We start from the raw sequence: 23792 nt of genomic DNA, 5'->3' as shown, positions 1-23792 counted from the left end.
TTGATGAACAAATTGTAAGCGTAATCCCACAGGAACCTACTAAAATCTACACGAGCCCAACTAAAAAAATAAGTTGGATTTCCTATTCTACTTCCGTTAAAATGATTAGCTATAATGTGCTAGAGGAAGTGTAGACCTTGCGGGATAATCTATTCATTCTTGGATTAATGCTGATTGCTGTTCCCTTAGCCGGAGAGCTTAAATTTCATCCGTTTCAGAACGACTTTCGGGTCAGTTTCGGAACCCCAGCTTTTTTCTTCTTTTTATTGTGGATTCGAACGATCTCTCCCGTCATCTCGGGAATTTTGGTCGGGATTGCTGTTACCCTCTTGCGGATTTCCCTTGAGTGGTTTTTTATTCCTGCTTTTCCATTTCAAGAAGCACTTGGCCAGCACTTCCCCGCTTTTGTCTACTATTCCACGTACGGCCTGTTCTTTCACTTAGTCAAAATTAACCGGTATCACCATCGCCCCCTCCTGATTGGAGGGTTAGGGGTAGGGGTTGAGATCATCGCTAGCTTGGCTGAACTTTCTGTTCGCTATCCTCTCTCGGATACAGCCATATCCTTCTCAGCCATCTATCAGATTGTGATCATTGCCGTCATCCGCAGCTTTTTTGTCCTTGGATTTTTTAATATCCTTATCCTTCGTCAGGCTAAACTGGCGGAAGAAGAACATCGGAAACGCAACGAGCATATGTTAACGCTCGTCTCCAATCTGTATGTTGAATCCCTTCACCTAAAAAAAACGATGCATCATGCTGAGGAAATTACGAAGGACTCTTATGAGTTATACCGTTCTCTAAATCATGCAGGCTGTCCGGAGTTAGCTGGGGAACTATTGAAATTGGCCGGCCAGATTCATGAAATAAAAAAAGATAATCAGCGGGTGTACGCTGGACTCTCCAAGCTGATTTCCAATGAGAACTTGGCTGATTATATGAAGATGGAAGAATTGGCAGAGGTGATTCTCAACACCAATCAGAAATACGCCTTGATGTTAGGGAAAGACATCCAATTTGAGCTAAAGATCCAAGGAGAACATCCCCCTTACTTCATTTACGCAATTTTGTCTATCATCAATAACTTGGTGGCCAATTCCATCGAAGCCATCGAAAAATCAGGCCAGATTACCCTATCTGCCGACGTAAAGGAAGATGTCGCTGAATTTCAAGTAGCAGACAACGGACCGGGAATTTCCAAGAGAAAGCAACAGCATATTTTCCAGCCCGGCTTTACCACTAAATTTGATACCTCTGGTAATCCCTCGACAGGTATAGGGTTGTCTTATGTAAAAGAAGTGGTGGAAAAATGGGGCGGCAGCGTTCAACTGCGGGTGGATCCCGAAGGGAAGTTCACCACCTTCCTGGTTCGCTTGCCCATAATCAGCATTACGAAAGGAAAAGAAGAACATGCGCTATTTCATAACAGATGATGATCCAGCGATTCGGGCGATGCTGGCTGAACTAATTGAGGATGAGGATTTAGGAGAAGTCGTGGGAGAGGCAAACGACGGAGCGCTACTTGACGCAGACACGCTAAACCTGAAAAAAGTGGATATTCTCATGATTGATCTGCTGATGCCGATTCGAGACGGAATTGAAACGATGCGCCTCATCAGCCCTGACTTTAACGGTAAAGTCATAATGATTTCCCAGGTGGAATCCAAAGGGCTCATTGGCGAGGCTTATTCCCTTGGCATTGAATATTTCATTTTGAAACCGATTAACCGACTCGAAGTCATCAACATTATTCAAAAGGTGAAAGAGCGCATCATGCTTCAGCAATCCATCGAGGATATCCAGAAATCGCTGAATGTGCTCGCAGGCAATACAGGCATTAAACGCGAACCGTTCTACAAAGAAAAAAGCATTGGGACAACTGGTCAGATTCTCTTGTCGGATTTGGGGATGGTAGGGGAAGTGGGTAGCAAGGATTTGCTTGAAATCCTGGAATTTTTGGATGAACAGGAAAAAGGTGGATCCTTCGAATATCCCTTTCCTCCCCTGAAGGACATTTTCCTGCACATCGCAAGGAGAAGGCTGGGGCCTGAGGCAACTGCTGGTGATCTTCAAAAAGAGGTGAAGGCTTCCGAGCAGAGAATTCGCAGGGCCATCTTACAGGCCTTAAACCATCTGGCCTCGCTTGGGCTTACCGATTATTCGAATCCGAAATTTGAAACCTACGCTTCCAGGTTTTTTGATTTTACTGAGGTCCGCAAGAAAATGATGGAATTGGAAAGTGAAGAGACTTCTCCTAATCCTTCGCGAATCCACACCAAAAAGTTCATTCAAGTCCTATATCTGGAGGCAAAACAGCTAATGGGGTAGGTCAAAAGGACCTACCCCATTCTACTTTATTCTAATAAGCTTGAGCCTGCGATTCCCGGATACGTCATTTCATAAGGATCGAGTATCAAATTGAGCTCTTCCTCCGTCAACACCTGGTGCAATAGGCACAGCGCCCGCACGGACTGGCCTGTCTCGATTGCTTCCCTAGCGATTCGCGCTGCCGTTTCATACCCTAGATGGGGATTGAGGGCCGTAATAATCCCCACGCTTTTTTCTACGTATTCGCGGCACCGTTCCACGTTGGCTTCAATCCCTTCCAAGCAATACGTTCGGAACGCCTGGAAGCCCTGGTTCATGATGCTTAAGGATTGAATGAGATTAAAGAATAACACAGGCTCCATCACATTGAGCTCAAGCTGTCCAGCTTCGGCAGCCAAGCAAATCGTATGATCGTTGCCCATCACTTGGAATGCCACTTGGTTGAGGACCTCGCACATCACTGGGTTGACTTTTCCCGGCATAATGGACGATCCCGGCTGTCTAGCAGGAAGGGAGATTTCCCCTAAACCCGTACGAGGACCCGAAGCCATTAAACGCAAGTCATTCGCAATCTTTGACATATTGATCATGCATACTTTCAGCGCTGCTGACACTTCGGCATAAACATCCGTATTTTGCGTGGCATCCACCAAATGATCGGCATTGGTCAACGGAAAGCCACTGGTCTCCCTAAGCAGTTCAACGACTCGTTTGATATAGCGTGTATCGGCATTCAGTCCGGTACCCACCGCCGTCGCGCCCATATTCACTTCATACAAGGATTCGCAGGTTCGCTTTATCCTTTTAAGATCTCGTCCCAGTGCTTTACTGTATGCTTCGAACTCCTGCCCCAGGCGGATGGGAACCGCATCCTGCAAATGCGTCCGGCCCATCTTGATTACCGAATCAAATTCCTTTGCTTTCTGAACGAAGGCTTGATGAAGATCCCCCATTGTCGCTAGCAACTTCTCGAGCAAGGACAGCAGGGCAATCCGAACCGCTGTAGGAAACGCATCATTCGTGGATTGGGACATATTCACATGCGTATTCGGACTAAGATTGAAATAATCGCCTTTCGATTCTCCCAGCAACTCTAATGCTCGATTCGCAATCACTTCATTCGCGTTCATATTGATCGATGTCCCTGCTCCTCCTTGGATCGGGTCTACGATAAACTGATCATGCCACCTGCCGCCTATAATCTCATCGGCAGCTTCTACGATTTTTTCAGCCAACCGAGGATTCAACCGCGAAACTTCCCTATTGGCAATGGCCGCTGACTTCTTCACCATCGCTAAGGCTTTGATTAGCTCCCCATGGATCCGATAGCCGGTTATAGGAAAATTCTCTACCGCGCGCAGCGTTTGTATGCCGAAATAGGCTTCTGCTGGGACCTCCTTTTCTCCCAAAAAATCTTTCTCGACACGAACGATATCCTTTATCATGTTTTCTATCCCCTTTGTTATCTCTTAAGCGCTTTCTCTTGAGAATATCTTACTGATGATCTACTAAAAGAGACAAAAAACTAGATTCTAAGACAATAAAAACATCCCCTTCTTACGAGAAAGGGATGTGGGTTAGGGTTATCTTAATAAATAAACTCTTGCTTCATAGGGCTTCAGCGTGAAATTCTTCTCCAGCTTCCCGTCCGTCCGCTCATAGTTGGCAAGAACAAGCTCTGAAGAACGGAACTTCACCTCGGAAGGGAGTTTAAATCGGGTAGCTGCCCCATAGAAGTTGCATATCACGATAGCCTTCCTGTTGCCAAGGCTGCGGGTATAAACGAAGAGTTTGGGATGATTCGGCAAAAGGAGCTGATAGGTGCCATATACAAATAACGGATGTTCTTTTCTCAATTTGATCAGCTTCTTATAGAAGTTCAGGATGGAGCCTTCATCACTCCATTGGCTTTCTACATTAATCTCTCGGAAATTCGGGTTTACTCCTATCCAGGTATGATCCGCCGAGGTAAATCCACCCTGATGGGATGCGTTCCATTGCATGGGCGTACGGGCATTATCGCGTCCGCGAGACCAGACGACCTCCATGATTTCTTCATGCGGGCGTCCCCTTTCTCTTTCAATCTTATAATAATTAATCATGCCAACATCGTTGTAGTCTTGAATAGAAGGGAATTTAACATTGGTCATCCCAATTTCTTGTCCCTGATAGATGAAAGGAGTGCCCTTCATGAGAAAATACATAGCGGCCAGCATTTTGGCGCTTTCTTTCCAGTAATTTTGGTCGTCTCCCCAACTAGAGACCCGACGGGGCTGGTCATGGTTTTCGATGAAGAGGGCATTCCATCCCCTGCCCTCTAACCCGGTTTGCCATTTGGTCAGCACGTTTTTCAAGGCAACGACATCCACTTGGTCCTTTTCTTTTTTATTCCAAAGATCCAAGAATTCAAACTGGAAAATCATGTTGAAATAGCCGTTTTCTTCACCAACCCATTTGTCTGCGTCCTCAAGGCCCACGCCATTGGCCTCTCCAACGGTCATGACATCGTAATTTTTAATCGTTTTCTGGGTAAACTCGGAAAGAAACGCGTCAATGCCATCTACATTCATCATATAGTCAAAGCATGGAACATAATCCAGCTGCTTTAAGTTGGGCATATCAGGCAAGCCAGGCTGCTTCTTGATATGGGAAATGGCATCTACGCGAAATCCATCGATCCCTTTATCCAACCACCAATTCACCATATCAGCCAAGGCTTCCCTAACCTCGGGGTTTTCCCAATTCAAGTCCGGCTGGCGGGAAGAAAAAATGTGCATGAAATATTGATCTGTTTCCCGGTCATATTTCCAAGCGGAACCGCTGAAAATGGATTCCCAGTTATTTGGTCCTGCGCCGTCTTTGCCGTCTCTCCAAATATACCAGTCCCGCTTCGGGTTATCCTTCGATGAACGCGATTCGATAAACCAGGGATGCTCATCCGAGGTATGATTAATTACCAAATCAAGGATGAGCTTCATCCCGCGTTGATGAACCGCTTCCAGCAGCTCATCAAAGTCATCCATCGTCCCGAATTCTTCCATAATGGCATGATAATCGGAAATATCATACCCATTATCATCATTCGGCGATTGATACATCGGGGACAACCAAATCACATCGATACCTAAATCCTTCAAATAATCCAGCTGGGATGTCAATCCCTTAAGATCGCCTATTCCGTCTCCATTGCTATCCATGAAGCTGCGGGGATACACCTGATAGGCTACGCTTTCTTTCCACCACGTTTTACTCATGCTGTTCCACCTCTTTTATACCCACCACATCTGGGAAGGGGATTCTTCAATCAGGACGGATTTCAGATTGGCGACCGCCCGGGTAAATCCTTCTTGAATCGACATGATCGGATCTTCATGTTCAATACTGACTACATAATCATAACCATAGGTCCGAAGCGCGCTCATCATGTTAGACCACTCCTTCAAGCCATGGCCGCAGCCTACCGAGCGGAAGGTCCAGGCTCTTGTCTGTACTTCACCGTATGGCTGCATATCGGTCAGCCCATACATGTTGACATTATCCTGGTCAATATACGTGTCTTTGGCATGGAAATGATGAATGGCATTTTCCCTTGCCAAGATCTTAATCGCTGCCACTGGCTCTATGCCCTGCCACCACAAATGGCTGGGATCTAGATTGGCCCCGATGGCGTCACAAGTCGCTTCCCGCAGCTTCAATAACGAATAAGGGGTATGAACCAGGAATCCCCCATGTAATTCAAGCCCAATCTTGACGTGATGTTCCTTGGCGTATTGCCCCACCTCTTTCCAGTAAGGAATCAGCTTTTCTTCCCACTGCCACTTTAGAACGTCCCCATACTCGTTCGGCCATGGCGTAACCGGCCAGTTGGGAGACTTGGCTCCTTCATGGTCTCCGCTGACCCCTGAGAAGCAGTTGACAACGGGGACACCTAAAAGAGAGGCTAGTTTGATGGTTTTAAGGAGCGTTTCATGCGACTCGCGGGCAAAGCTCGGATCAGGAGAAATCGGGTTGCCGTGGCAGCTGAAGGCACTGATGAACAGCCCCCGTTCCTCCACCTTTTGCCTATACTCCTGGCGTGCTTCTTCACTATCCAATAGACGGTCCAAATCGCAATGGCTGTTGCCCGGATAACAGCCTGTCCCAATTTCCACTGCCTGCAGCCCCGCCGCCTGCACCCGATCCAGCATATCTTCAAAGGATTGATCAGCAAATAATACGGTAAACACACCTAATTTCATTGTGTTACATCCTCCTTTTGCAAAGCGTAGCTGCTCTTATAAATGGCATCCATAATCTGCGAAACCTGAAGTGCTTCTTCTGGCTTAACCACCAGTTCCTCCATGCCAAGACAAGCCCGAATAAAATTCTTCGCCTGCGGCAGGCCTGGGTTCTCTTCCCCCGGAAGCCAAGCAGGCACGCTGTCTAACAATAAACCATTCTTAGTTGAATAAATCTCAAAGGGAAAGACGCTGATCCCGCCAAGATCACCTGAAATGCTGATATGCTCCTTATCGTCTTTGATGTTAGCTGACCATGAGGTTTCAAACAGCATGGAAGCGCCATTTTCAAAGGTGATATAAGCTGTTACATGATCATCGACATCAAAGCCTTCATGATCGAAGGATCCCCACAGATTCACTTGATTGGGGGTTTTGCTTAACGTGTTGTATGTGTTTCCATGAACGACGATAGGATTGGGGTTACCCATGAGCCAGATCGCCAGATCAAGCAGATGGCAGCCATAATCGATCAAACTGCCTCCTCCCTGCAGCTCTTTATTCGTAAACACGCCCCAGCCGGGAACCTTTCTTCTTCGTAAGCCCTGGATCCGGGCCACCAGTGGCTTGCCCACTTCTTCTTGCATGACTGTCTTTGCTGCTTGGGCTTCCTTCATAAAGCGGTAGTGATAGGCAATCGCCAATACCTTGCCATACCTCCTTGAGGCGGCCAGCATCGCCTCACACTCTTTAGCGTTCAGTGCCATCGGCTTTTCGCACAGGACGTGAACACCGGCTTCCAATGCTGCAATGGAAATTTCTGCATGAAACTTATTAGGCGTACAAATGCAAACCGCATCCACTTCTGCAAATAAATCATGGTAATCTTCAAACACATGCGGAATGCTGTAAGTGGCCTGTACTTTTCTTGCACGTTCTACATGGACATCGGTAACCGCGGTAATTTGACACCAATCCTTTAATTCAAGAAATGACGGAATATGGCGGTCCTGAGCAATGCCTCCCACTCCGATGATCCCGATCCGAAGCTTGTTCACCGCTACACCCCCTTTACGCTGACCGTTCGTTTGGTCTCATTGGATTCGAGCGCGGCCAAAATCACTTGCAAGGACTTCATTCCTTCTTCTCCAGGGATGGGCGGCTCTTTATCTTCCATGATCGCGTCAACAAACTTTTCAACCACATAGGAGTTATTTTGTCCGCCAGTTTCATTGGACTGAATTTTGCCGAGCTGATACTTGACGATATCCCCGTTCCCATACTGGACTATAAGGGAATGATCGGGGTCATCCTCTAAGCGGAGGATCGCCTTTTCCCCATAAATCACTGTGGAATTGTCTTCCTTGCTAACATAAGCCCAACTTGCGGCTAAGGTACCGATAATACCGCTTTCCGTTTTTAAGACGCATACCGCGTTGTCATCCACATCGGCAAAATCCTTGGCATTTGTTTGGACAAAGGAAGCGACTTCGGTCATTTCCTCACCCAGGACATAGCGGAGCAGGTCCGTCTTATGAACACCTAGATCCCCCATGGCCCCCACAAAAGCTTTTTCTTTTTGGAAAAACCAACCTTCCTTGCCCTCTACACTCCAGCCTTCCGGCCCTCCATGGCCAAAAGCCGTGCGGAAGCTGAAGATCCTGCCTGCTTCCCCGCTCGCAATGAGCTCCCTAGCCTTTTGGTGCGATGGTACAAACCGTTGGTTATGGGCAATCATTAGTTTTTTGCCGCTTTGTTTAGCAGCTGTTATCATCGACTTGGCTTCTACCTCGGATGTAGCCATCGGTTTTTCGCAAAGAACATGAAGGCCCGCTTCCAGTGCGGCAATCGTGATCGGTGCATGTAGATAATTAGGGGTACAAACGCTGACCGCATCGACATTCCCGCAATTCAAGAGCTCTTCAAAGCTTGTATACGCAGTGGCGCCGAATTTCTCGGCTACTTCATGAGCTCGCTCGGCATGGACATCACAAACCGCAACGATCTCCACATGAGGGTTTGCATGGTATTCCGGTAAATGGCGGTGCTGCGCAATACTTCCACATCCGATAACCCCTACTCTTAGCTTGTTCATTACAGTACCTCCATGGCTTTGATGGTTTCCAATGGCTTTGCATTTCCATAAACCGGACGCTGCCTATTGATTGGCTGTGCCCATTTGACTCCATTTGCAATCACACGTTGAATTTGCAGGTTATGGTAGGTCGGATAGGTTTCGTGCCCAGGCCGGAAATAAAAGATCTTCCCATTTCCGCGATGGTACGTGCAGCCACTGCGAAACACTTCTCCGCCTTCAAACCAACTGACAAAAATCAGTTCATCAGGCTGCGGAATATCAAAGTGCTCGCCATACATTTCTTCTTTTTCCAGTTCGATAGATTCCGATATCCCTTCGACAATCGGATGGCTTGGGCTGACCACCCATAGGCGTTCTTTTTCATCCGCTTCCCGCCACTTTAAATCGCAGCTGGTCCCCATGAGCCGTTTAAAGATCTTTGAAAAATGGCCGGAATGCAGGACAATCAACCCCATCCCATCAAGAACCCGCTGATGGATCTTTTGAACGACCCCATCCTGTACTTCGTCGTGTGCCAGATGCCCCCACCAAACCAAGACATCGGTTCCCTCCAGCACTTCGTCTGTCAATCCATGTGCTTCCTCATCAAGTGTCGCCGTCCTTGTTTCAAACCCTTCTGCTTGTAAAAACTGAGCGATCGCACCATGAATTCCTTGAGGATAAATCTCCCTTACAGCCGGATTTTTCTGTTCATGGCGGTTTTCATTCCACACGGTAACTTTCAACATGACACCCACTCCTTTTTTCGCTTTCGTTATCTATCATTTTAAAGCGTACGGGAATGAATGAAACGGCTTACATTGACACATAGGGTGGAAGATATTGAACAGGGGCCAAACATGATGTTTGGCCCCTGTGGTATTAAGTGTGGGAGGATCGGTATTCATTAGGAGTGATCCCTTCTACTTTTTTGAATACCTTGCGAAAATATTTGTCGTCCTGGTAGCCAATCATATTGGCGATATCGTAGATTTTTAACTCACTGTTTTTTAATAAGGATTTGGCCTTGGCCATCCTAATTTTTATGATATAATCCGAGATATTTTCATTAAACTCCTGCTTGAATTTTCTAGAAATATATTCCCTGCTTAAATAAAAATGGTCGGAGATTTCCTGCAGCTTTACATCTCTATTAAAATTGGCTTGCAAGTACTGTTCAATTTCATAGATGACGTTCGCCTTTTTAGATGGCGAATATCTTTTGACCATTCTAAGCAATAGTGAGATCTCCCTTTTCTTTCTTTCCATGTATTTCTCTAATTGGAAGGTACCATTCTGATCAAAAAAGCAGTCGATTCTTTTTTCTAGCTCATCAGACATGGAGTAGGGAATATGATACGTTTTGAAAAATCGATTGCCAATGATGGCATATTCTTTCTCCAGATGGTGCAATTGGTTTAAGGATAAAAAAGATCGGTCTTGGAATTCTTTCGTGATTCTCTTCATTAATTCTTTAAAAGCCTCGATTTCGCCTGCCTGGATCGCAAGCTCAATAGAAGTCGAATAGGAAAGGAGGTTGATTAACGGTTCCTTCGTTCCTTCTTCTTGACTATAGACCCTCACGCTCTCTTTTTTTAGAATATTTTGGCTCAGAAGCACCTCTTTAGCTTTTTGATAGGACTTCGTTAAGCTCATTAATCCGTCAACCGGCTTGCCGAGAGCCATCGGACAAGAAACGCCCAGAACTTTCTTTAAGGAATGGTACATGTGAATTAGTAGCTGCTTGGTATCGTCTAGCCTGTCCCAAAGAACGACGACAATTTCCCCTTTAGCCGATAAGTAACGAAAACCCATGCCGCAATTCTTGCTACCTGCCATCTCATTCATCACATTCAGGGCCGAAAAATAATCAAGTTCATGATCCCCATTGATCTTTACCAGTGCGGTTTGATACGCGGCGGATGGGGGTAGATTTAGTGCTTGATAGTCTAAGTCTTCGGAATGAACTTGATCTAAAATTTTCGTAAGAATTCTGTCCCGGTAAATGGGTTTCATCTCATTGATAAATTGGGAGCTGCTTTTCTTTTCTTTCCGTTCCGCTTCTTCCCTTTCCCATGCTTGCACGGCTTCATCCAGTGTTTGATTCAAGACTTCAGGATCGACTGGTTTTAATAGATAATCGGCACTTCCGCAATGAATTGCCTTCCTCATATACTGGTAATCGTCATACCCTGTAACGATGATGGTTTTTCCGGTGGGGTGTTTTTCCTTCATCCATTCCAAAAGCTGTAGGCCATCCATCTTGGGCATCTTCACATCGGAGAAAACAATTTCTGGCCTATGCTCCAGAATTAAGCTTATGGCCTCTTCGCCATGACTCGCTTCCAAAATAACTTCTATGCCATACTTGTCCCAGTTTCCAAGAAGCCGTATAGCTTCCCGGACATGCTGCTCATCGTCCACGACTAATACTTTCATGTTTCTAACCTCCTTGGCGGAATGAGTGGAATTTCCATCGAAACTTCAAATCCTTTACCTTCCGTAGTTCGGATCAGCATCCCCGCTTCATGTGGATAATAGATCTGTAAGCGATCATAGATATTCTTCAATCCAACCGAACCTTCTTTTGGTGCTATATTATTGAACAAGCCATCTTGGATTTTAGCTGCCTCTTCTTGGGCCATACCGATACCGTTGTCCCTTATGGTTATGCACAGTCTATCCTTTCGCTTGCAAGCTTCTACCCCTATAAAAGCCTTGCCTTCCCATTGGTCAAAACCGTGCTTGAAACAATTTTCCACAATCGGCTGCAAAATCATTTTAGGCACCTGAATGGCCTCTGCTTCAGGCTCGATTTTGAGACCATAGTCAAACCTGTCGTCGAATCTTTGCTTTTGCAGGGATAGGTAGGCTTTTGCATGCTGTACTTCACTTGATAGGGTTACAAAATCCTCCTGCATATTGATGCTGTACCTCATCATTTTGGCTAAGGATGTGAGAAGAGAATATACGTGTGCCGCCTGATGCTTGAGGGCCAATGTCCCAATGGACTGTAGTGCATTATAGAGAAAATGCGGGTTGATCTGAGACTGCAGGACACTGAGCTGCGTAGACTTTTTTTCAATTTCGAGCTTGTACTCTCGCTCAATCAAATGATTAATTTTTGCAATCATCATCTTAAAATGCCTTCCAAGCAATCCAAACTCATCATTACCCAAGGAATCAAAATCCGCACTGAATTGACCCTTCTCCACATTCTTCATATTAGCGATTAAAACGTTAATCGGAGCAGTGAACTTGTAGGAAACCCACATGGTTGCAAGTACAACAAAAACCAACGAGAACAGTCCAATCAGAATATTCATAAGTGTTGTTTCTCTTGCGCTTTGATAAAGAACATGGTAGGGAATCCTTTTTACAATGTACCAGTCTTTATGGGGTTCGGAGAACTGATCAAATACGATGACACCGGAAAAATCCCGATCCTTCCACTCCAGGCTTTGACTTGCCTCAGGCCCTTTTTTCAGCGCCGTAAACCAATCTTGATGATTGGTCGTCCCGATTAGGGTTTCGTCGGAAGAATAGACCACAACCCCTTTCTCATTCATGAGGTAAAAGTCTTCCGTAGTCGGATCATATAAGCGCTCAAGAATCGACTTCACCCTAGACAACTCGATATCCACTGACAAAAAGGCTAGAGCCCGGTCTGCAGGAATATCTCGGATCACGTTGTGAAAGCTGAGAACTGGCTTTTTTTGTGAATTTGGGATAATCGATAAATTATTATAGCTGTAAATTTCATGGGGCGGCTCAATGATTGTAAAATCTAACCTTTCGCTTAACTCGCGGTAATACGGATGTTCCATTACGTTTTCATAATAGCCCCGGGCGCTTAAGGTAGAATGGTAATTCGTGTAGGAGTCCTTGCCATTATGGATATATAAATGCATCTGCTCAATTTCCGGACGAGAATTGTATAAGTAACCTAGAATCCGGTTAATTTCTTTTTGGTTATTCGTCATATTGCTAGACACCCCATCCCGAAAAACATTCATCAGCGGCGTATAAAAATAAAGGGATGTTGGGATATAGGAAAAATCCGCTAAATAGCTGGCAATATCCGCTTTCCCATTTTCGATGACAACATGACCGGTAGCCACAAATTTACGGGTAAGTGCCTCCGTCGTATGATAATACGTTAAGGCATTGGCTAAGCCAAAAGGAATAACGGTCGCAGCAATGAGGAAAAAGATCAGTTTTTTACGAATGCTCCACCACATTTTAACCTCCCTTTAAAAATCTTAATGTTTTCATAGTTTAATATTTTACACCCTTTTGGTCAATGTAAGCCGTTTCATGATTTTTGCTGCCGATTAAAATAAAGATATCGGAGGTGCGAAAATGAATAGTAAACTGGAAAATGCAAATTCACCTGTAGTACGGGGCACGACGGTCTCACCTGATTGGTTGTCGCTAAACAGGAAATGGAAGAAAGTGGGGTTGTTTACCCTCTTTGTAGGACCGACTTTTTTAGTTTTTTCTCTGATTGTCCTGGTTCCCTTTATCACCGGCATCTATTATGCCTTTACGGATTGGAACGGGGTAAATGGGAATGTCACATGGGTCGGGCTGGATAACTTTAAATATCTCTTGACCGAGGATAAACAATTCCAGCAGTCCTTCCTGCTTACGATCAAATATACGTTCGTGGCGATTATCCTCACCAATCTGGTAGGCTTTGGACTGGCCCTGCTCGTCTCGCAGATGCTAAAAACAAGAAATATCCTGCGCACCATGTTCTTCTTGCCTAACTTAATTGGCGGCCTTTTGCTTGGGTTTATCTGGCAGTTTATTTTTATCAAAGGGTTTGATTCAATAGGAAGACTAACCGGCTTCGCTTTTTTCGAACTCCCATGGCTGGGCGATGAACAAACGGCTTTTTGGGGCATCGTGATTGTTAGCGTGTGGCAAGGTGCAGGTTATATCATGCTCATCTACTTGGCCGCTTTGCAAAATGTGCCCCTGGATATTATCGAAGCCGCCAAAATTGATGGTGCCAACAGATGGGAAGTGCTCCGGCACATTACGTTGCCGATGGTGGCTCCGGCCTTCACTATAAGCTTATTCCTGACGATCTCGTCCTCTTTTAAAATATTTGATGTCAACCTATCACTTACGAATGGCGGACCCTTCAAGTCAACCGAAATGCTAGCCCTAAACATCTATACGGAAGCTTTTGTGAATAACAGGTACGGGCTCGGGGAAGCAAAAGCGCTTATTTTCTTCCTAGTCGTAGCAGCCATCACCGTCATTCAAGTCATGATTACCAAGAAAAGGGAGGTAGAAGCCTAATGGAAAATAAGTATACGGGAAAAACCTTTATACTCGAAATGGTGGCCATTACGATTGGACTTCTGTTCCTCATTCCCTTTTATTACGTCATATCCAACTCCTTTAAATCGTTTGCGGAAATCTTAACTAATACCTCTGCCCTGCCTTCTGTTTTCGAGTTTCAAAACTACGTGAATGCATTTAAGCAGCTCCATTATTTACAAGCATTTACTAACTCGCTTTTGATTACGGTAGCAAGCAATGTAGTTCTTGTTGTTTTTGGTTCGATGGCAGCCTACATGCTTGTCAGGACTAAAAATAAACTAAGCAACATCATCTTCATGATTTTTATCGCGACCATGGTTATTCCGTTTCAATCGATTATGATCCCGCTGATTAAGACGGCGAGCAGCCTTGGACTCCTCAATAGCCTGTGGGGGCTTGTGATGATGTACCTCGGCTTTGGTGCCGGGATAACCATCTTCTTGTATCACGGATTTATCAAAGGAATCCCAGTGGAGCTGGAAGAAGCGGCCATTATTGACGGCTGTTCCGCCTTAGGCGTTTTTTGGCGAATCGTCTTCCCCTTGTTAAAGCCGATCACGGTCACCGTCATGATTCTGAACAGCCTTTGGATATGGAATGATTTTCTTCTTCCTTCCCTCGTACTTCAGGATCCAGACCTGCGAACCATTCCATTAGCTACCTTTTTCTTCTTTGGCCAGTATACAAAGCAATGGGATCTGGCCTTAGCGGGATTGGTTCTTAGTATCATCCCGTTACTGATCTTCTTCTTCTCTATGCAAAAGCACATCATTAAAGGCATTACCAGCGGGTCGATTAAGTAACACCATTTCATTCTACATTAGGAGGAGAATTATGATGAAAAAACGCACATTAGCAGCAGGTATCTTATCCGCATCCCTTGTATTGACGGCAGCATGTTCCAGCAACGAGAGCACCTCAGGAGAAAAAGCGGGTTCAGCCGAGAAGAACGATAAGGTTATCGTTGATATTTTCCAAGGGAAAGTAGAAATTGTTGATCAACTGAAAGCGTTAACGGATGAATATACGAAACAACATCCACATGTTGTATTCAATATTGAAACCGTGGGTGGCGGTGCGGACGGTGCGGCAGCATTAAAGGCCAAATTTGCTTCAAATAAGGCCCCCGATATCTTCACGAACGAAGGCTACCAAGCGGCACAAGTGTGGAAAGCAAAATTCGAGGATTTATCCGATCAGCCATGGGTTCAAGATGCCTTTGAAGGCACATTAGACGGCATGACCATCGATGGGAAGCTTTATGGCATGCCCTTCAACATCGAAGGCTATGGTTTCGCCTACAACAAGAAGCTATTTGAGAAAGCCGGCATTCAAGAATTGCCTAAAACTTTCTCAGAACTAGAGGTTACCGCCGAAAAACTTCAAGCGGCTGGAATTACCCCCTTCTCTGTCGGGTATGGGGAGTGGTGGGTTCTGGCGAACCACGGATTGAGCGTACCATTCTCCTATCAGGAAAATCCGGACCAATTTATCCAAGGATTAAACGATGGAACCGGAAAGATTGCCGGAAATGAGCATTTTGACAACTACTTTAAGCTGATTGATCTTACTATTAAATATGGGAATAAGAACCCGATAACCACCGATTACAATACGCAAGTGACCTTGTTTGCAACAGGTGAAGCCGCGATGATCCAGCAAGGAAACTGGATTCAGCCGATGCTCGACAAGATCTCTCCGAACATGGAAGTCGGCTTTATTCCTCTCGCTCTCAGCGACGACCCTGTAAAGGCAGACAAGCTGATGATTGATGTTCCGAGTAACTGGGTGATCCATAATGGAGCTCCCGAAGCGGACAAACAAGCAGCGAAGGATTTCTTAAACTGGATGGTCACTTCTGAAGAAGGCAAAACCGCCATCACCAAAGAATTCAAGTATATCCCTGCCTTTAAAACTATTGAAGCCAAAGCAGAAGACATTGGACCGCTAGGCGCTGACCTTCTGAAGTATTCCGCGGAAGGAAAAGCCTACCCATGGCAGTTCATGAAATACCCGGATGGAGTCGGCCAAGAATTCGGTGCATCCCTTCAAGCCTATGTGGCAGGAAAAGCTTCCAAGGAAGACACGATGAAAGCCCTTGAGGCAAGCTGGGCGAAGCTAAAGAGGTAATAGATAAAGGGTAGAACCCAAAAGTATTTCACACTTAGGCTCTACCCTCTTTTGTTTTGGTAGGCGGACATAGGATCCGCTATCGTTATGAAAAACACTGTTTTCGAGAGGCCATCGGACATACGTTCCGTTATTTTGTTAAATTCGAGCTATCTTTCCTACTTTTTGAGCAAATAACGCACTCCATGTCCGATATAAGCTCAAGGATAGCATTTTCCAACAAATAGCGAACCCTTTGTCCGCTCCATTCTATTAAATCTTAATATACAAATACTCTACTAAGGAAAGAATCGCCATAAATTGTCCGTAAGGCATCACCGTAACCGGAATCCCCTTATAGAAGTCCAGGTGAAGATCAAGGAAAATTGAGAGCCAAAAACACAAAAAAAGGACTTCTCTCAACGATTACGTTGATGAAGAAGTCCTTCTTTCATTTTGTTTTATTTTCCAAACATTGGAACAACAGCACCACTGTATTTGGATTCAATGAATTCTTTAATTTGCGGAGAAGTAATGGCTTCCTCCAATAACAAGATTACATCACGATTCTCGTCGCCTTCACGCACGACGACCACGTTAGCGAAGGTTTTTGCAGCAAGGGACTCCTGATCTTCGAGAGCCAATGCATCAGCTGTTTTTAATCCTGCTTCAATGGCATAGTTCCCGTTAATCACTGCAAAATCCACATCACCCAGAGACCGTGCGATAAATCCGGCCTCTAGTTCCTTAAATACCAGATTATGAGGGTTCTCTACAATATCATTTGGAGTAATCTTTAGGTCAGCATTTTCCGGAAGTTTAATCAGTCCCTGATCTTGTAGAAGGTGCAGAGCGCGAGCTTCATTCGTTGGATCATTGGGAACTGCGATAAGGGCTCCTTCCTGAATTGAATCCAGGGAATTGGACTTACCGGCATATAACCCAAGTGGCTCAAAATGTACTGGTGTTTTAGCAACAAGGTGTGTCTTATGATCTTGATTAAAAGACTCTAAGTAAGGCACGTGCTGGAAAAAGTTAGCGTCCAATTGCTTGTCTTCTAACGCCTTGTTAGGAAGGATATAATCGTTAAACTCCTGAACTTCCAGTTGAACTCCCTTTTCTAAAAGGAGAGGTTTTACTTGTTCTAATATTTCTGCGTGTGGAACCGCGGTTGCTCCTACTTTTAACACAACGGCTTCTTTCTTACTGTCTTGTTCTGCTCCTGCGGAAGTGTCCCCTTGATTAGGTTGTCCGCCGCATCCGGCTAACAATGCTAGGGCTAAGATGGATGTGGATATCAAACTAGCAAACTTTTTCATGTTTTTTTCTCCTTTTTCTTTATTTTCCCGATATGTTTAGTTGGTTTTGATTACAGTACCCCTCTACTGCTTTATTACTAAAGTAGTTTTTTGCTTCTCGGTACAAACAAAAAACTCCTTCGATAAGAAGAAGTTGAATTCAAAAGAAGACTTCCTTCTTATCTTGCAGAATCAGCGTGATTCTGCTGGAATTAGCACCTGTTCATCCCTGAGGATGTAACGGTTGCCGGGCTTCATAGGGCCAGTCCCTCCGCCTCTCTCGATAAGAGATATAATTTAGTTGTTGTTTGTTTGACAAAGTTTATCTTAATCGAGTTGAATCTTATTGTCAATCTTTTTTATATCTATGGACGATGGGACGAGCTACTTTGGGTTTTTGGCCAGAAATGGCCTCGCTTGAGAACGGAATTGGGCCGCTCCCTGTTTTGGTTTTGTCTTTTTTCGGACTTTATAGAAGGCTATTTTCTTGGTAGCACGATGACGATATAAATTACCCGAACCCTGTCTTTATTAAATTTCAATGATTTTAATCGTGGAAAAGATCTCTTCTTCCGCCGTTTGATGGCTCCATTCGTGAGGATAATAGCCCAGCGGATTACAGATCATCTCCATTCCCTCTATTTGCTCATGGTAACGGGTGTGGATATGACCGAAAATATATTTCTTCACCCCATATTTTAAAGCCAATTCCCCGAATCTAACGCTTCCTTGCATCGCATTGAAAAAGTCCCATTTAGGGTCGTCCTTGTATAAAACAAACTGCGAAAAAGGAACGAAATGCGTGACCAAAATGATATTTTTTCCACGATACTCGCTTAACCAGTTTTCAAGTTTAGAAATATACTGGTCCGTCTCTTCACGATCTGACGCTGGCCAGTGGGCATGAATTTTATCCGGCCAAGTGAAATCATGGTAGATACCGTTAGAAAATTGTTCTTCCGTAAATCCGGGGATTCCAAAGCTATAATCGTACCAGCCCCCTTCGCCGATAACGACCCAATCATCATTTAATGTAACGGGACCATTGCCGAGGTTTCCCGGAAATTGAAGAAGAATTTCATGAGCAGCCTTTGAATCTTCATGATAGATATCATGATTCCCAAGGACGAACAAAAACTTAGTATCCGGAAAATATTGCTGAAGCTGATTTAACAAAGCAAGGCTTTTTTCTGGCCCAGCCGTCATATCGCCCCCTATAATAAACACATCGGGCATATGGGCCGCCATCCATTTATGTAACAGTTCCATCAGGTTAGTTTGGGTATTTTTACGATTAATTCCTTCATGGATATCAGACAATACAGCTATTCTCATCCCGATCTCTCCTATTCATCCCTCTCGTTAATCCTTCTTTCTTCACTACCCATTCTAAATCGTGCTTCTCAACATCTACTAACCTTCGACGTAATCCCTCGAAATTTCCGAATTACTTCTTATTTGGGGATAATCCCAAATCCCAAAACCACTATGCCGACTAAATCGCAACCCATCTCCCCTTGTTACTATTTCCCCCTCCCAAAATGTTCCTTTAGTTTGAGTATAACAGATGATAGTGCAACCAAAAGCAGGGGAGGGATATCCCTTCCCCTGCTATCGATCCCCGCTGAACAACCACTCCAAATTAGTTTTATGCTCCAATCTTTTTCTCGGCTAGAGGTTTACGTAAATTGTTAAGTCGTAAATTACCGGATAAATATAATCCAGCAAACACAAAAAGAGCAGCAATCACATCATATCTTGTAATCTCTTCTCCTAATAGGAACGATGATTGAAAGTATCCAGCGATAGGAGTTAAAAATAACCACATATTTGCTTTAACTGCATCTTGTTTAAGCAAATAAAACCATAGAACCATGGCAAGGATGGAAACACCTAAGACTGACCACACCAGATATAGTATTAGATTCTTATCAAATAGGAATGGTTTACCTGATTCTAAAATTATAGAGGGCACGATTAAAATAATCCCGCCGAATAAAACTTGCCACGCATTTATGACCAAACTAGGCAGTTGCAAGTTTGCTTTTTGAAAGTATACACTGCCGATCGCCATCGATATCATGCCAATCATCAGTAAAAGAAGTCCGCTTAACGTTGAATGGCTGTTTTCTAATAACGGGTATGTCGCAATGACTAATCCGATCGCAGAAACAACCATTCCTAGCCACTCTTTCCGTTGAATAAAGCGTTCCATGTAAATAGAAGAAAGAAGTGCAACGAGAAACGGATTGATGACCACAGCTAAATTAAAAAAACCAGATGAGACCGTTTGTAATGCCCAAAAACCGCAACCAAGATACATCGAAGTATTAAATAAACCTAATAAAATTAATGGCTTCCACTCTCGTTTTTTAGGCATCGGGTATTTACCGTTTCTAAACAAATAAATATATAACAACAATAAACTACCGGCTAAAAGAAATCGAATGGTTCCCATTGTTAATGGTGGGGAAGACAGAAGACCAAATTTCACGGAAACCGCTCCAGATGCCCATAAGATAGTATATAAAATACCTAAAAACAAGCACTTACTCCTCCTCTCGAAACTATTGGCTGATGACCATTAGTTCTACTCTTTGAGGTTGTTCATTAAACGTCCCTTCGCTTGTTTAGCCATAGAACTTTCCCTCCATCCCCTGTAGGACCACCAACAGGAGCACTCCGACCATGGTCAAGGCACCATAAAACAGATAAACAAATCCAATAGAAAAATACTCAAAAATCATGCCGCTTAAGAACGTGCAAAATAAGGTTCCTAACCCATTTCCGAATGCGGAGTACAGAGAAACCGCTGTGACCCGAACATCGGCTGGCGCCAGGTCTCGAACATATTGAAGGGCGGCCGGAATAAACATTCCAACAGAAAAACCTTGCGCAATGGTGGATAGATATACAATAGCTAGCGGCGGTTCAAAGAAATAGATGAACCAACGCAGGCCTGCTATCGCTGCTGCCATGATCAGGATTTTCATCATCCCGATCCGAGCAATCCATCGGGAAGCGATCTTCATGAATGGGGCTTCGCTCCCTGCTGCAAGTAAAAAGGCAAAGCCCACCCCTGTTAGTGTCCCTCCTAGTTCGGTAATTAAAAGGCCAAAATAGAAATTGTTAGCGTAGATGGGACCAAATATACAGAATGTGATCAACAGGAAAATAACATACCGCTTCATCCCGAATAATAGCGATAGGCCATTGCTTAGATCCACCTTCATCGATTGACTTTCATTGGGCAATGACCATGCCACGATCGCTGTGGCTAACATAATACCGCTAAACAAATAAAAGATGACGTTTAGACCAAACATCTCCGCTATTCTTCCGCCAATGAGTACACTAACGGCAAACCCGACCGCTCCCCATAAACGTAAACCTCCATAATCTCCCTTCACCTTCTGAACAAAATTGAGGGCAATACTGTCCGATACGGGAACAATGGCGCTTTGGGAGATGGCTAACGCGGCAGCAGCTATAAAAATGTACCAATAGCCTGTACCACTTGAATAGACTAAACCCAGAATGGAACTAAGTACTAGCGAAACCGTTAAGATGACTCGAGGCTTCTGGGTATAATCACTGACCATCCCCCAAACGGGTTGGGCAAATAAGGTTACAACTGGAGAGATCGACATAATAATCCCTACTTCCGTTCCGCTCAACCCTGCCACATCCTTAAGATAAACGGTCAGTAACGGAAATAGGGAACCAATCCCGTAGAAAGTAAGAAAATAAAACATAATAAAAAACAAGTTGTGTCTTTTTACATCCTGTAAAGCAGAGTTCACACCTTTACCCCTTTCTGTACACACACAATGAAACGAACGACTACGCCTTCTTATATTTTCCTTGCTGCCATGCTATAGTTCTTCCAACTATTGGTCTATAGGTTCTAGCCAATCCGCCGATCATGGCGGCTGAGGCGATAAAGAGCACGCCAATTTGGGGACTCATGATGGTAAAATCAAAAACTCCCTGACCTAAGATCATGGCTTGCATTCCGCTTAACAGGGGAGTTAATCTGCAGTTTGCCTGATATAATATCCTGATTTCCTGTAATAACGACCACTTCATGTAAAAGAAGGTAAACAGGCCCACAACACCTAAAGTCGTAGCAAGCGTAAGAAGAATATTGTGTGCATGGAAAACGCGCAAATAATCGTAAATGCTGCGGTCTGCAAAATAAATGCCTAAAAGACCCCAGCCTGTTACCGGTTTTTTAAGAAACATTTCAAAGGTATTAATCCAGATGGCTTGACGATCCCGAATGGAGGAAAACAGGATTTCTCCTCTTGGGAACCAATCCGGACGATGAAGCATTAAGGCTATGCTCCCCAGTAATAGAAACATAAGAAAGAGCATTTTTTTCTTATGGCCGGAGAAATAGCTGTAAATCACAAACCCAAGAAATAGTCCTATGACGGCCCCACGAGATTCCGTAATCATAAGTGTTAAAGCAAAAATCATCATACAAAGAGCATAGACCCACTTCGTAAGACCAGATTTCTTTTGAAGGAAATAATATCCTATAAGAACCATAATAGCATACCAAGTTCCTGCTAAATTCGGGTTGTTAAACGTGCCGGACACCCGATAATTCTGATAGTCACCAATATCTACAATACTTCGGGTGCCAATCAAGAACTTCCACCATGCAGGATCATAAGTGATGACGCCGATCTTATCCAAAAATGCAATGAATGCCGATCCTAGAGACAAGAAGAATAACGAAGATAGAAGGTTTTCAATTGCATCTTCCCTTTGGTATTTCTCCTGGAGATACATACTTAGAAAAAAATAGCCCAAAAGAAACAAGGACGATGTAATATATATTCCTTGATCATTGGCAAAACCGACGAGAACGGACCAGAAAAATAAAAAAAGCAAGCCATTGGTCCATGAATGCTCCAAGGACCAATTCCCTTCCTTGAGGTACCTGTATGTGATATAGAGAATGGGTAGTGCCGCAAGATAAGGAGAATAGATAATTAAGCTTAAAACCATATTCATAATGAAAGCACCTTCGCTCCATGTTTTCTCAGTACACCTAAAGATAATGCACGAAGCGCTTACATGGCAATAGCCGTATCTTGCTGAAAAATGTAAAAGGAACAGACAAATCGTTTGTCTGTTCCTTCTCCCTCTTAATATACGTCGCGTTGGTAACGCCCTTGCTCTTGCATTTCCGTTAGGTATGCTTCAGCTGCTTCGCGGGTCATGGCTCCTTCTTTTTCAATCACGTCGATCAACGTATTATGAACGTCCTTCGCCATATATTGCTTATCTCCGCAAACATAGAAATAAGCTCCCTTTTCTAGCCATGCAAACAATTCTTTGCTGTTCTCAAGCATCTTATGCTGAACATAAACCTTTTTCTCGGTATCACGCGAGAACGCCGTGTCAATTCTTGTTAGGACACCATCTTTTTGATATTGCTCTAACTCGTCTTGATACAAGAAGTCCGTCGCAGATTTTTGGTCTCCGAAGAATAACCAGGTTCTGCCTTCTGCTTTCGTCACGGCACGTTCCTGGATAAAGGAACGGAAAGGTGCAATGCCTGTCCCAGGTCCAACCATGATAATATCCTTCTCTGTAGACTCTGGAAGGTGGAAGTGTTTATTCGGCTGGATAAATACAGGGAGTGTATCTCCCTCTTGTAGACGTTCAGCACATAACACGGAGCAAACTCCTTTTCGTAAGCGGCCATGTGCCATGTAACGGACAGCCCCGATGGTTAAATGTACTTCCTCAGGGTTAGCAGCAATACTGCTTGCAATGGAGTATAAACGTGGTGTCATCTTTCTCAATGAGGACACAATATCTTGGGCCGAAGCGTTCCAAGGGCCAAAGTCGCGCAGCATATCAAGCAAATCACGCCCGCTGGTGTACTCTTTAAGTTGAGTTGCATTTTCCACTAACAAAAGATTTCGCAGTTCTTCGCTTTCTGTGAAGTCCACGGCCTGTTGTAGAATTTTCTTAGATAGTAACGTAATCTCAAAGTAGGTGGTTAGCGCCTCTTTTAGTGAAAGGGTATCGCCTTGCTTATTAATTTCCACTAGGGTTTCTTCATCCCACTTCATTTCCTCAAGAAGGGAAGCCACTAGTTCAGGATCGTTGGAAGGGACAATGCCAAGAGCATCGCCAGGGTTATATGAAAGGTCGGATCCATCTAACGATAGCTCGAGATGCCTTGTTTCTTTACTAGAGCCTTCTCGATTTAAGTTGACATTTTTGAGTACTTTGGCTTGAAATGGGTTGGTCCTTGAAAACGTTGTCGACACCTTTTTCACGTCAGTAGTTTGCATAATTACCACTCCAAAATGTTTTTTTTCTAGGATAACACAGTAACGGAAAATCAGGTATGTTTTTTTTCAAGAAATTCTTATAATTTCTTTATGATTTGGTGTGTTT

At 44.2% G+C, this 23792-nt stretch carries 19 protein-coding genes and 1 riboswitch; of the genes, 5 read left to right on the top strand and 14 right to left on the bottom strand.

What is annotated here, in order from left to right; all coding sequences use genetic code 11:
- The first annotated feature begins 137 nt into the window (after positions 1–137).
- Together EIZ58_RS04555 and EIZ58_RS04550 are read left to right on the top strand one after the other, a co-directional pair.
- Positions 138–1433, top strand: coding sequence for a sensor histidine kinase (locus EIZ58_RS04555; protein ID WP_134699308.1), 1296 nt, complete (start codon positions 138–140; stop codon positions 1431–1433).
- A complete protein-coding gene (locus EIZ58_RS04550; protein ID WP_134699307.1) occupies positions 1411–2328 on the top strand; it encodes a response regulator in 918 nt (305 codons plus the stop codon). The genes EIZ58_RS04555 and EIZ58_RS04550 overlap by 23 nt, the downstream gene beginning before the upstream one ends.
- Positions 2329–2354: 26 nt before the next feature.
- Here EIZ58_RS04550 and aspA read toward each other — a convergent pair whose 3' ends face one another.
- From aspA to EIZ58_RS04510, 8 genes are all read right to left on the bottom strand, one after another.
- Entirely contained in the window at positions 2355–3773 is a 1419-nt protein-coding gene (aspA, locus tag EIZ58_RS04545) for an aspartate ammonia-lyase (RefSeq protein WP_134699306.1), read from the bottom strand.
- A 138-nt stretch (positions 3774–3911) separates the two neighbouring features.
- A complete protein-coding gene (locus tag EIZ58_RS04540) occupies positions 3912–5582 on the bottom strand; it encodes a glycoside hydrolase family 13 protein (RefSeq protein ID WP_134699305.1) in 1671 nt (556 codons plus the stop codon).
- Between the two features lie 15 nt (positions 5583–5597).
- A complete protein-coding gene (locus EIZ58_RS04535; RefSeq protein ID WP_134699304.1) occupies positions 5598–6566 on the bottom strand; it encodes a sugar phosphate isomerase/epimerase family protein in 969 nt (322 codons plus the stop codon).
- Complete coding sequence (locus EIZ58_RS04530) at positions 6563–7603, bottom strand: Gfo/Idh/MocA family protein (RefSeq protein ID WP_134699303.1); 1041 nt, start codon at positions 7601–7603, stop codon at positions 6563–6565. The genes EIZ58_RS04535 and EIZ58_RS04530 overlap by 4 nt, the downstream gene beginning before the upstream one ends.
- A 2-nt stretch (positions 7604–7605) precedes the next feature.
- Positions 7606–8640, bottom strand: coding sequence for a Gfo/Idh/MocA family protein (locus EIZ58_RS04525; protein WP_134699302.1), 1035 nt, complete (start codon positions 8638–8640; stop codon positions 7606–7608).
- Positions 8640–9371, bottom strand: coding sequence for a ThuA domain-containing protein (locus EIZ58_RS04520; protein ID WP_134699301.1), 732 nt, complete (start codon positions 9369–9371; stop codon positions 8640–8642). The genes EIZ58_RS04525 and EIZ58_RS04520 overlap by 1 nt, the downstream gene beginning before the upstream one ends.
- 133 nt (positions 9372–9504) lie before the next feature.
- On the bottom strand, positions 9505–11061 hold the full coding sequence (locus EIZ58_RS04515) for a response regulator transcription factor (protein ID WP_134699300.1): 1557 nt from the start codon (positions 11059–11061) through the stop codon (positions 9505–9507).
- Positions 11058–12863, bottom strand: a complete 1806-nt coding sequence (locus EIZ58_RS04510) for a sensor histidine kinase (protein ID WP_134699299.1) — start codon at positions 12861–12863, stop codon at positions 11058–11060. Before EIZ58_RS04510 ends, EIZ58_RS04515 begins: the two co-directional genes overlap by 4 nt.
- 121 nt (positions 12864–12984) lie before the next feature.
- On the opposite strand from EIZ58_RS04510, the gene EIZ58_RS04505 reads away from it, so the two are divergent.
- The 3 genes from EIZ58_RS04505 to EIZ58_RS04495 are packed head-to-tail and all read left to right on the top strand — an operon-like array spanning position 12985 to position 16089.
- Positions 12985–13935, top strand: a complete 951-nt coding sequence (locus EIZ58_RS04505; protein ID WP_134699298.1) for a carbohydrate ABC transporter permease — start codon at positions 12985–12987, stop codon at positions 13933–13935.
- Positions 13935–14762, top strand: a complete 828-nt coding sequence (locus EIZ58_RS04500) for a carbohydrate ABC transporter permease (RefSeq protein ID WP_134699297.1) — start codon at positions 13935–13937, stop codon at positions 14760–14762. The genes EIZ58_RS04505 and EIZ58_RS04500 overlap by 1 nt, the downstream gene beginning before the upstream one ends.
- A gap of 31 nt (positions 14763–14793) precedes the next feature.
- Positions 14794–16089 (top strand): ABC transporter substrate-binding protein, encoded by a 1296-nt coding sequence (locus EIZ58_RS04495; protein WP_370297604.1) that lies wholly within the window; start codon positions 14794–14796, stop codon positions 16087–16089.
- 440 nt (positions 16090–16529) lie between these two features.
- Here the strand turns inward: EIZ58_RS04495 and EIZ58_RS04490 are convergent, their stop codons facing one another.
- The 6 genes from EIZ58_RS04490 to EIZ58_RS04465 form a co-directional block, all read right to left on the bottom strand.
- Positions 16530–17387 carry a MetQ/NlpA family ABC transporter substrate-binding protein gene (locus EIZ58_RS04490; protein WP_134699296.1) on the bottom strand — a complete coding sequence of 286 codons (858 nt, stop codon included), beginning with the start codon at positions 17385–17387 and terminating at the stop codon, positions 16530–16532.
- 155 nt (positions 17388–17542) lie between these two features.
- A riboswitch (SAM riboswitch) is annotated at positions 17543–17656 on the bottom strand.
- A gap of 241 nt (positions 17657–17897) precedes the next feature.
- Entirely contained in the window at positions 17898–18701 is an 804-nt protein-coding gene (locus tag EIZ58_RS04485) for a metallophosphoesterase (protein ID WP_134699295.1), read from the bottom strand.
- A gap of 313 nt (positions 18702–19014) precedes the next feature.
- Complete coding sequence (locus EIZ58_RS04480; protein WP_134699294.1) at positions 19015–19911, bottom strand: DMT family transporter; 897 nt, start codon at positions 19909–19911, stop codon at positions 19015–19017.
- Between the two features lie 85 nt (positions 19912–19996).
- Complete coding sequence (locus EIZ58_RS04475) at positions 19997–21169, bottom strand: MFS transporter (protein WP_255438193.1); 1173 nt, start codon at positions 21167–21169, stop codon at positions 19997–19999.
- 40 nt (positions 21170–21209) lie between these two features.
- On the bottom strand, positions 21210–22391 hold the full coding sequence (locus tag EIZ58_RS04470; protein WP_134699293.1) for an O-antigen ligase family protein: 1182 nt from the start codon (positions 22389–22391) through the stop codon (positions 21210–21212).
- A gap of 134 nt (positions 22392–22525) precedes the next feature.
- Positions 22526–23686, bottom strand: a complete 1161-nt coding sequence (locus EIZ58_RS04465; protein WP_134699292.1) for a sulfite reductase subunit alpha — start codon at positions 23684–23686, stop codon at positions 22526–22528.
- Positions 23687–23792 lie beyond the last annotated feature (106 nt).

Origin of the sequence: Ammoniphilus sp. YIM 78166, assembly GCF_004522215.1 — a bacterium.
GTDB lineage: Bacteria > Bacillota > Bacilli > Aneurinibacillales > RAOX-1 > YIM-78166.
This window is presented reverse-complemented; position numbering and strand designations above follow the sequence as displayed.

What these genes read in the sequence shown, in the direction of transcription:
- EIZ58_RS04550 (WP_134699307.1), top strand. Translation starts at nt 1,411, where the DNA reads ATGCGCTATTTCATAACAGATGATGATCCAGCGATTCGGGCGATGCTG.
- aspA (WP_134699306.1), bottom strand. Translation starts at nt 3,773, where the DNA reads ATGATAAAGGATATCGTTCGTGTCGAGAAAGATTTTTTGGGAGAAAAG.
- EIZ58_RS04540 (WP_134699305.1), bottom strand. Translation starts at nt 5,582, where the DNA reads ATGAGTAAAACGTGGTGGAAAGAAAGCGTAGCCTATCAGGTGTATCCC.
- EIZ58_RS04535 (WP_134699304.1), bottom strand. Translation starts at nt 6,566, where the DNA reads ATGAAATTAGGTGTGTTTACCGTATTATTTGCTGATCAATCCTTTGAA.
- EIZ58_RS04525 (WP_134699302.1), bottom strand. Translation starts at nt 8,640, where the DNA reads ATGAACAAGCTAAGAGTAGGGGTTATCGGATGTGGAAGTATTGCGCAG.
- EIZ58_RS04520 (WP_134699301.1), bottom strand. Translation starts at nt 9,371, where the DNA reads ATGTTGAAAGTTACCGTGTGGAATGAAAACCGCCATGAACAGAAAAAT.
- EIZ58_RS04515 (WP_134699300.1), bottom strand. Translation starts at nt 11,061, where the DNA reads ATGAAAGTATTAGTCGTGGACGATGAGCAGCATGTCCGGGAAGCTATA.
- EIZ58_RS04510 (WP_134699299.1), bottom strand. Translation starts at nt 12,863, where the DNA reads ATGTGGTGGAGCATTCGTAAAAAACTGATCTTTTTCCTCATTGCTGCG.
- EIZ58_RS04505 (WP_134699298.1), top strand. Translation starts at nt 12,985, where the DNA reads ATGAATAGTAAACTGGAAAATGCAAATTCACCTGTAGTACGGGGCACG.
- EIZ58_RS04500 (WP_134699297.1), top strand. Translation starts at nt 13,935, where the DNA reads ATGGAAAATAAGTATACGGGAAAAACCTTTATACTCGAAATGGTGGCC.
- EIZ58_RS04495 (WP_370297604.1), top strand. Translation starts at nt 14,794, where the DNA reads ATGATGAAAAAACGCACATTAGCAGCAGGTATCTTATCCGCATCCCTT.
- EIZ58_RS04490 (WP_134699296.1), bottom strand. Translation starts at nt 17,387, where the DNA reads ATGAAAAAGTTTGCTAGTTTGATATCCACATCCATCTTAGCCCTAGCA.
- EIZ58_RS04485 (WP_134699295.1), bottom strand. Translation starts at nt 18,701, where the DNA reads ATGAGAATAGCTGTATTGTCTGATATCCATGAAGGAATTAATCGTAAA.
- EIZ58_RS04470 (WP_134699293.1), bottom strand. Translation starts at nt 22,391, where the DNA reads ATGAATATGGTTTTAAGCTTAATTATCTATTCTCCTTATCTTGCGGCA.
- EIZ58_RS04465 (WP_134699292.1), bottom strand. Translation starts at nt 23,686, where the DNA reads ATGCAAACTACTGACGTGAAAAAGGTGTCGACAACGTTTTCAAGGACC.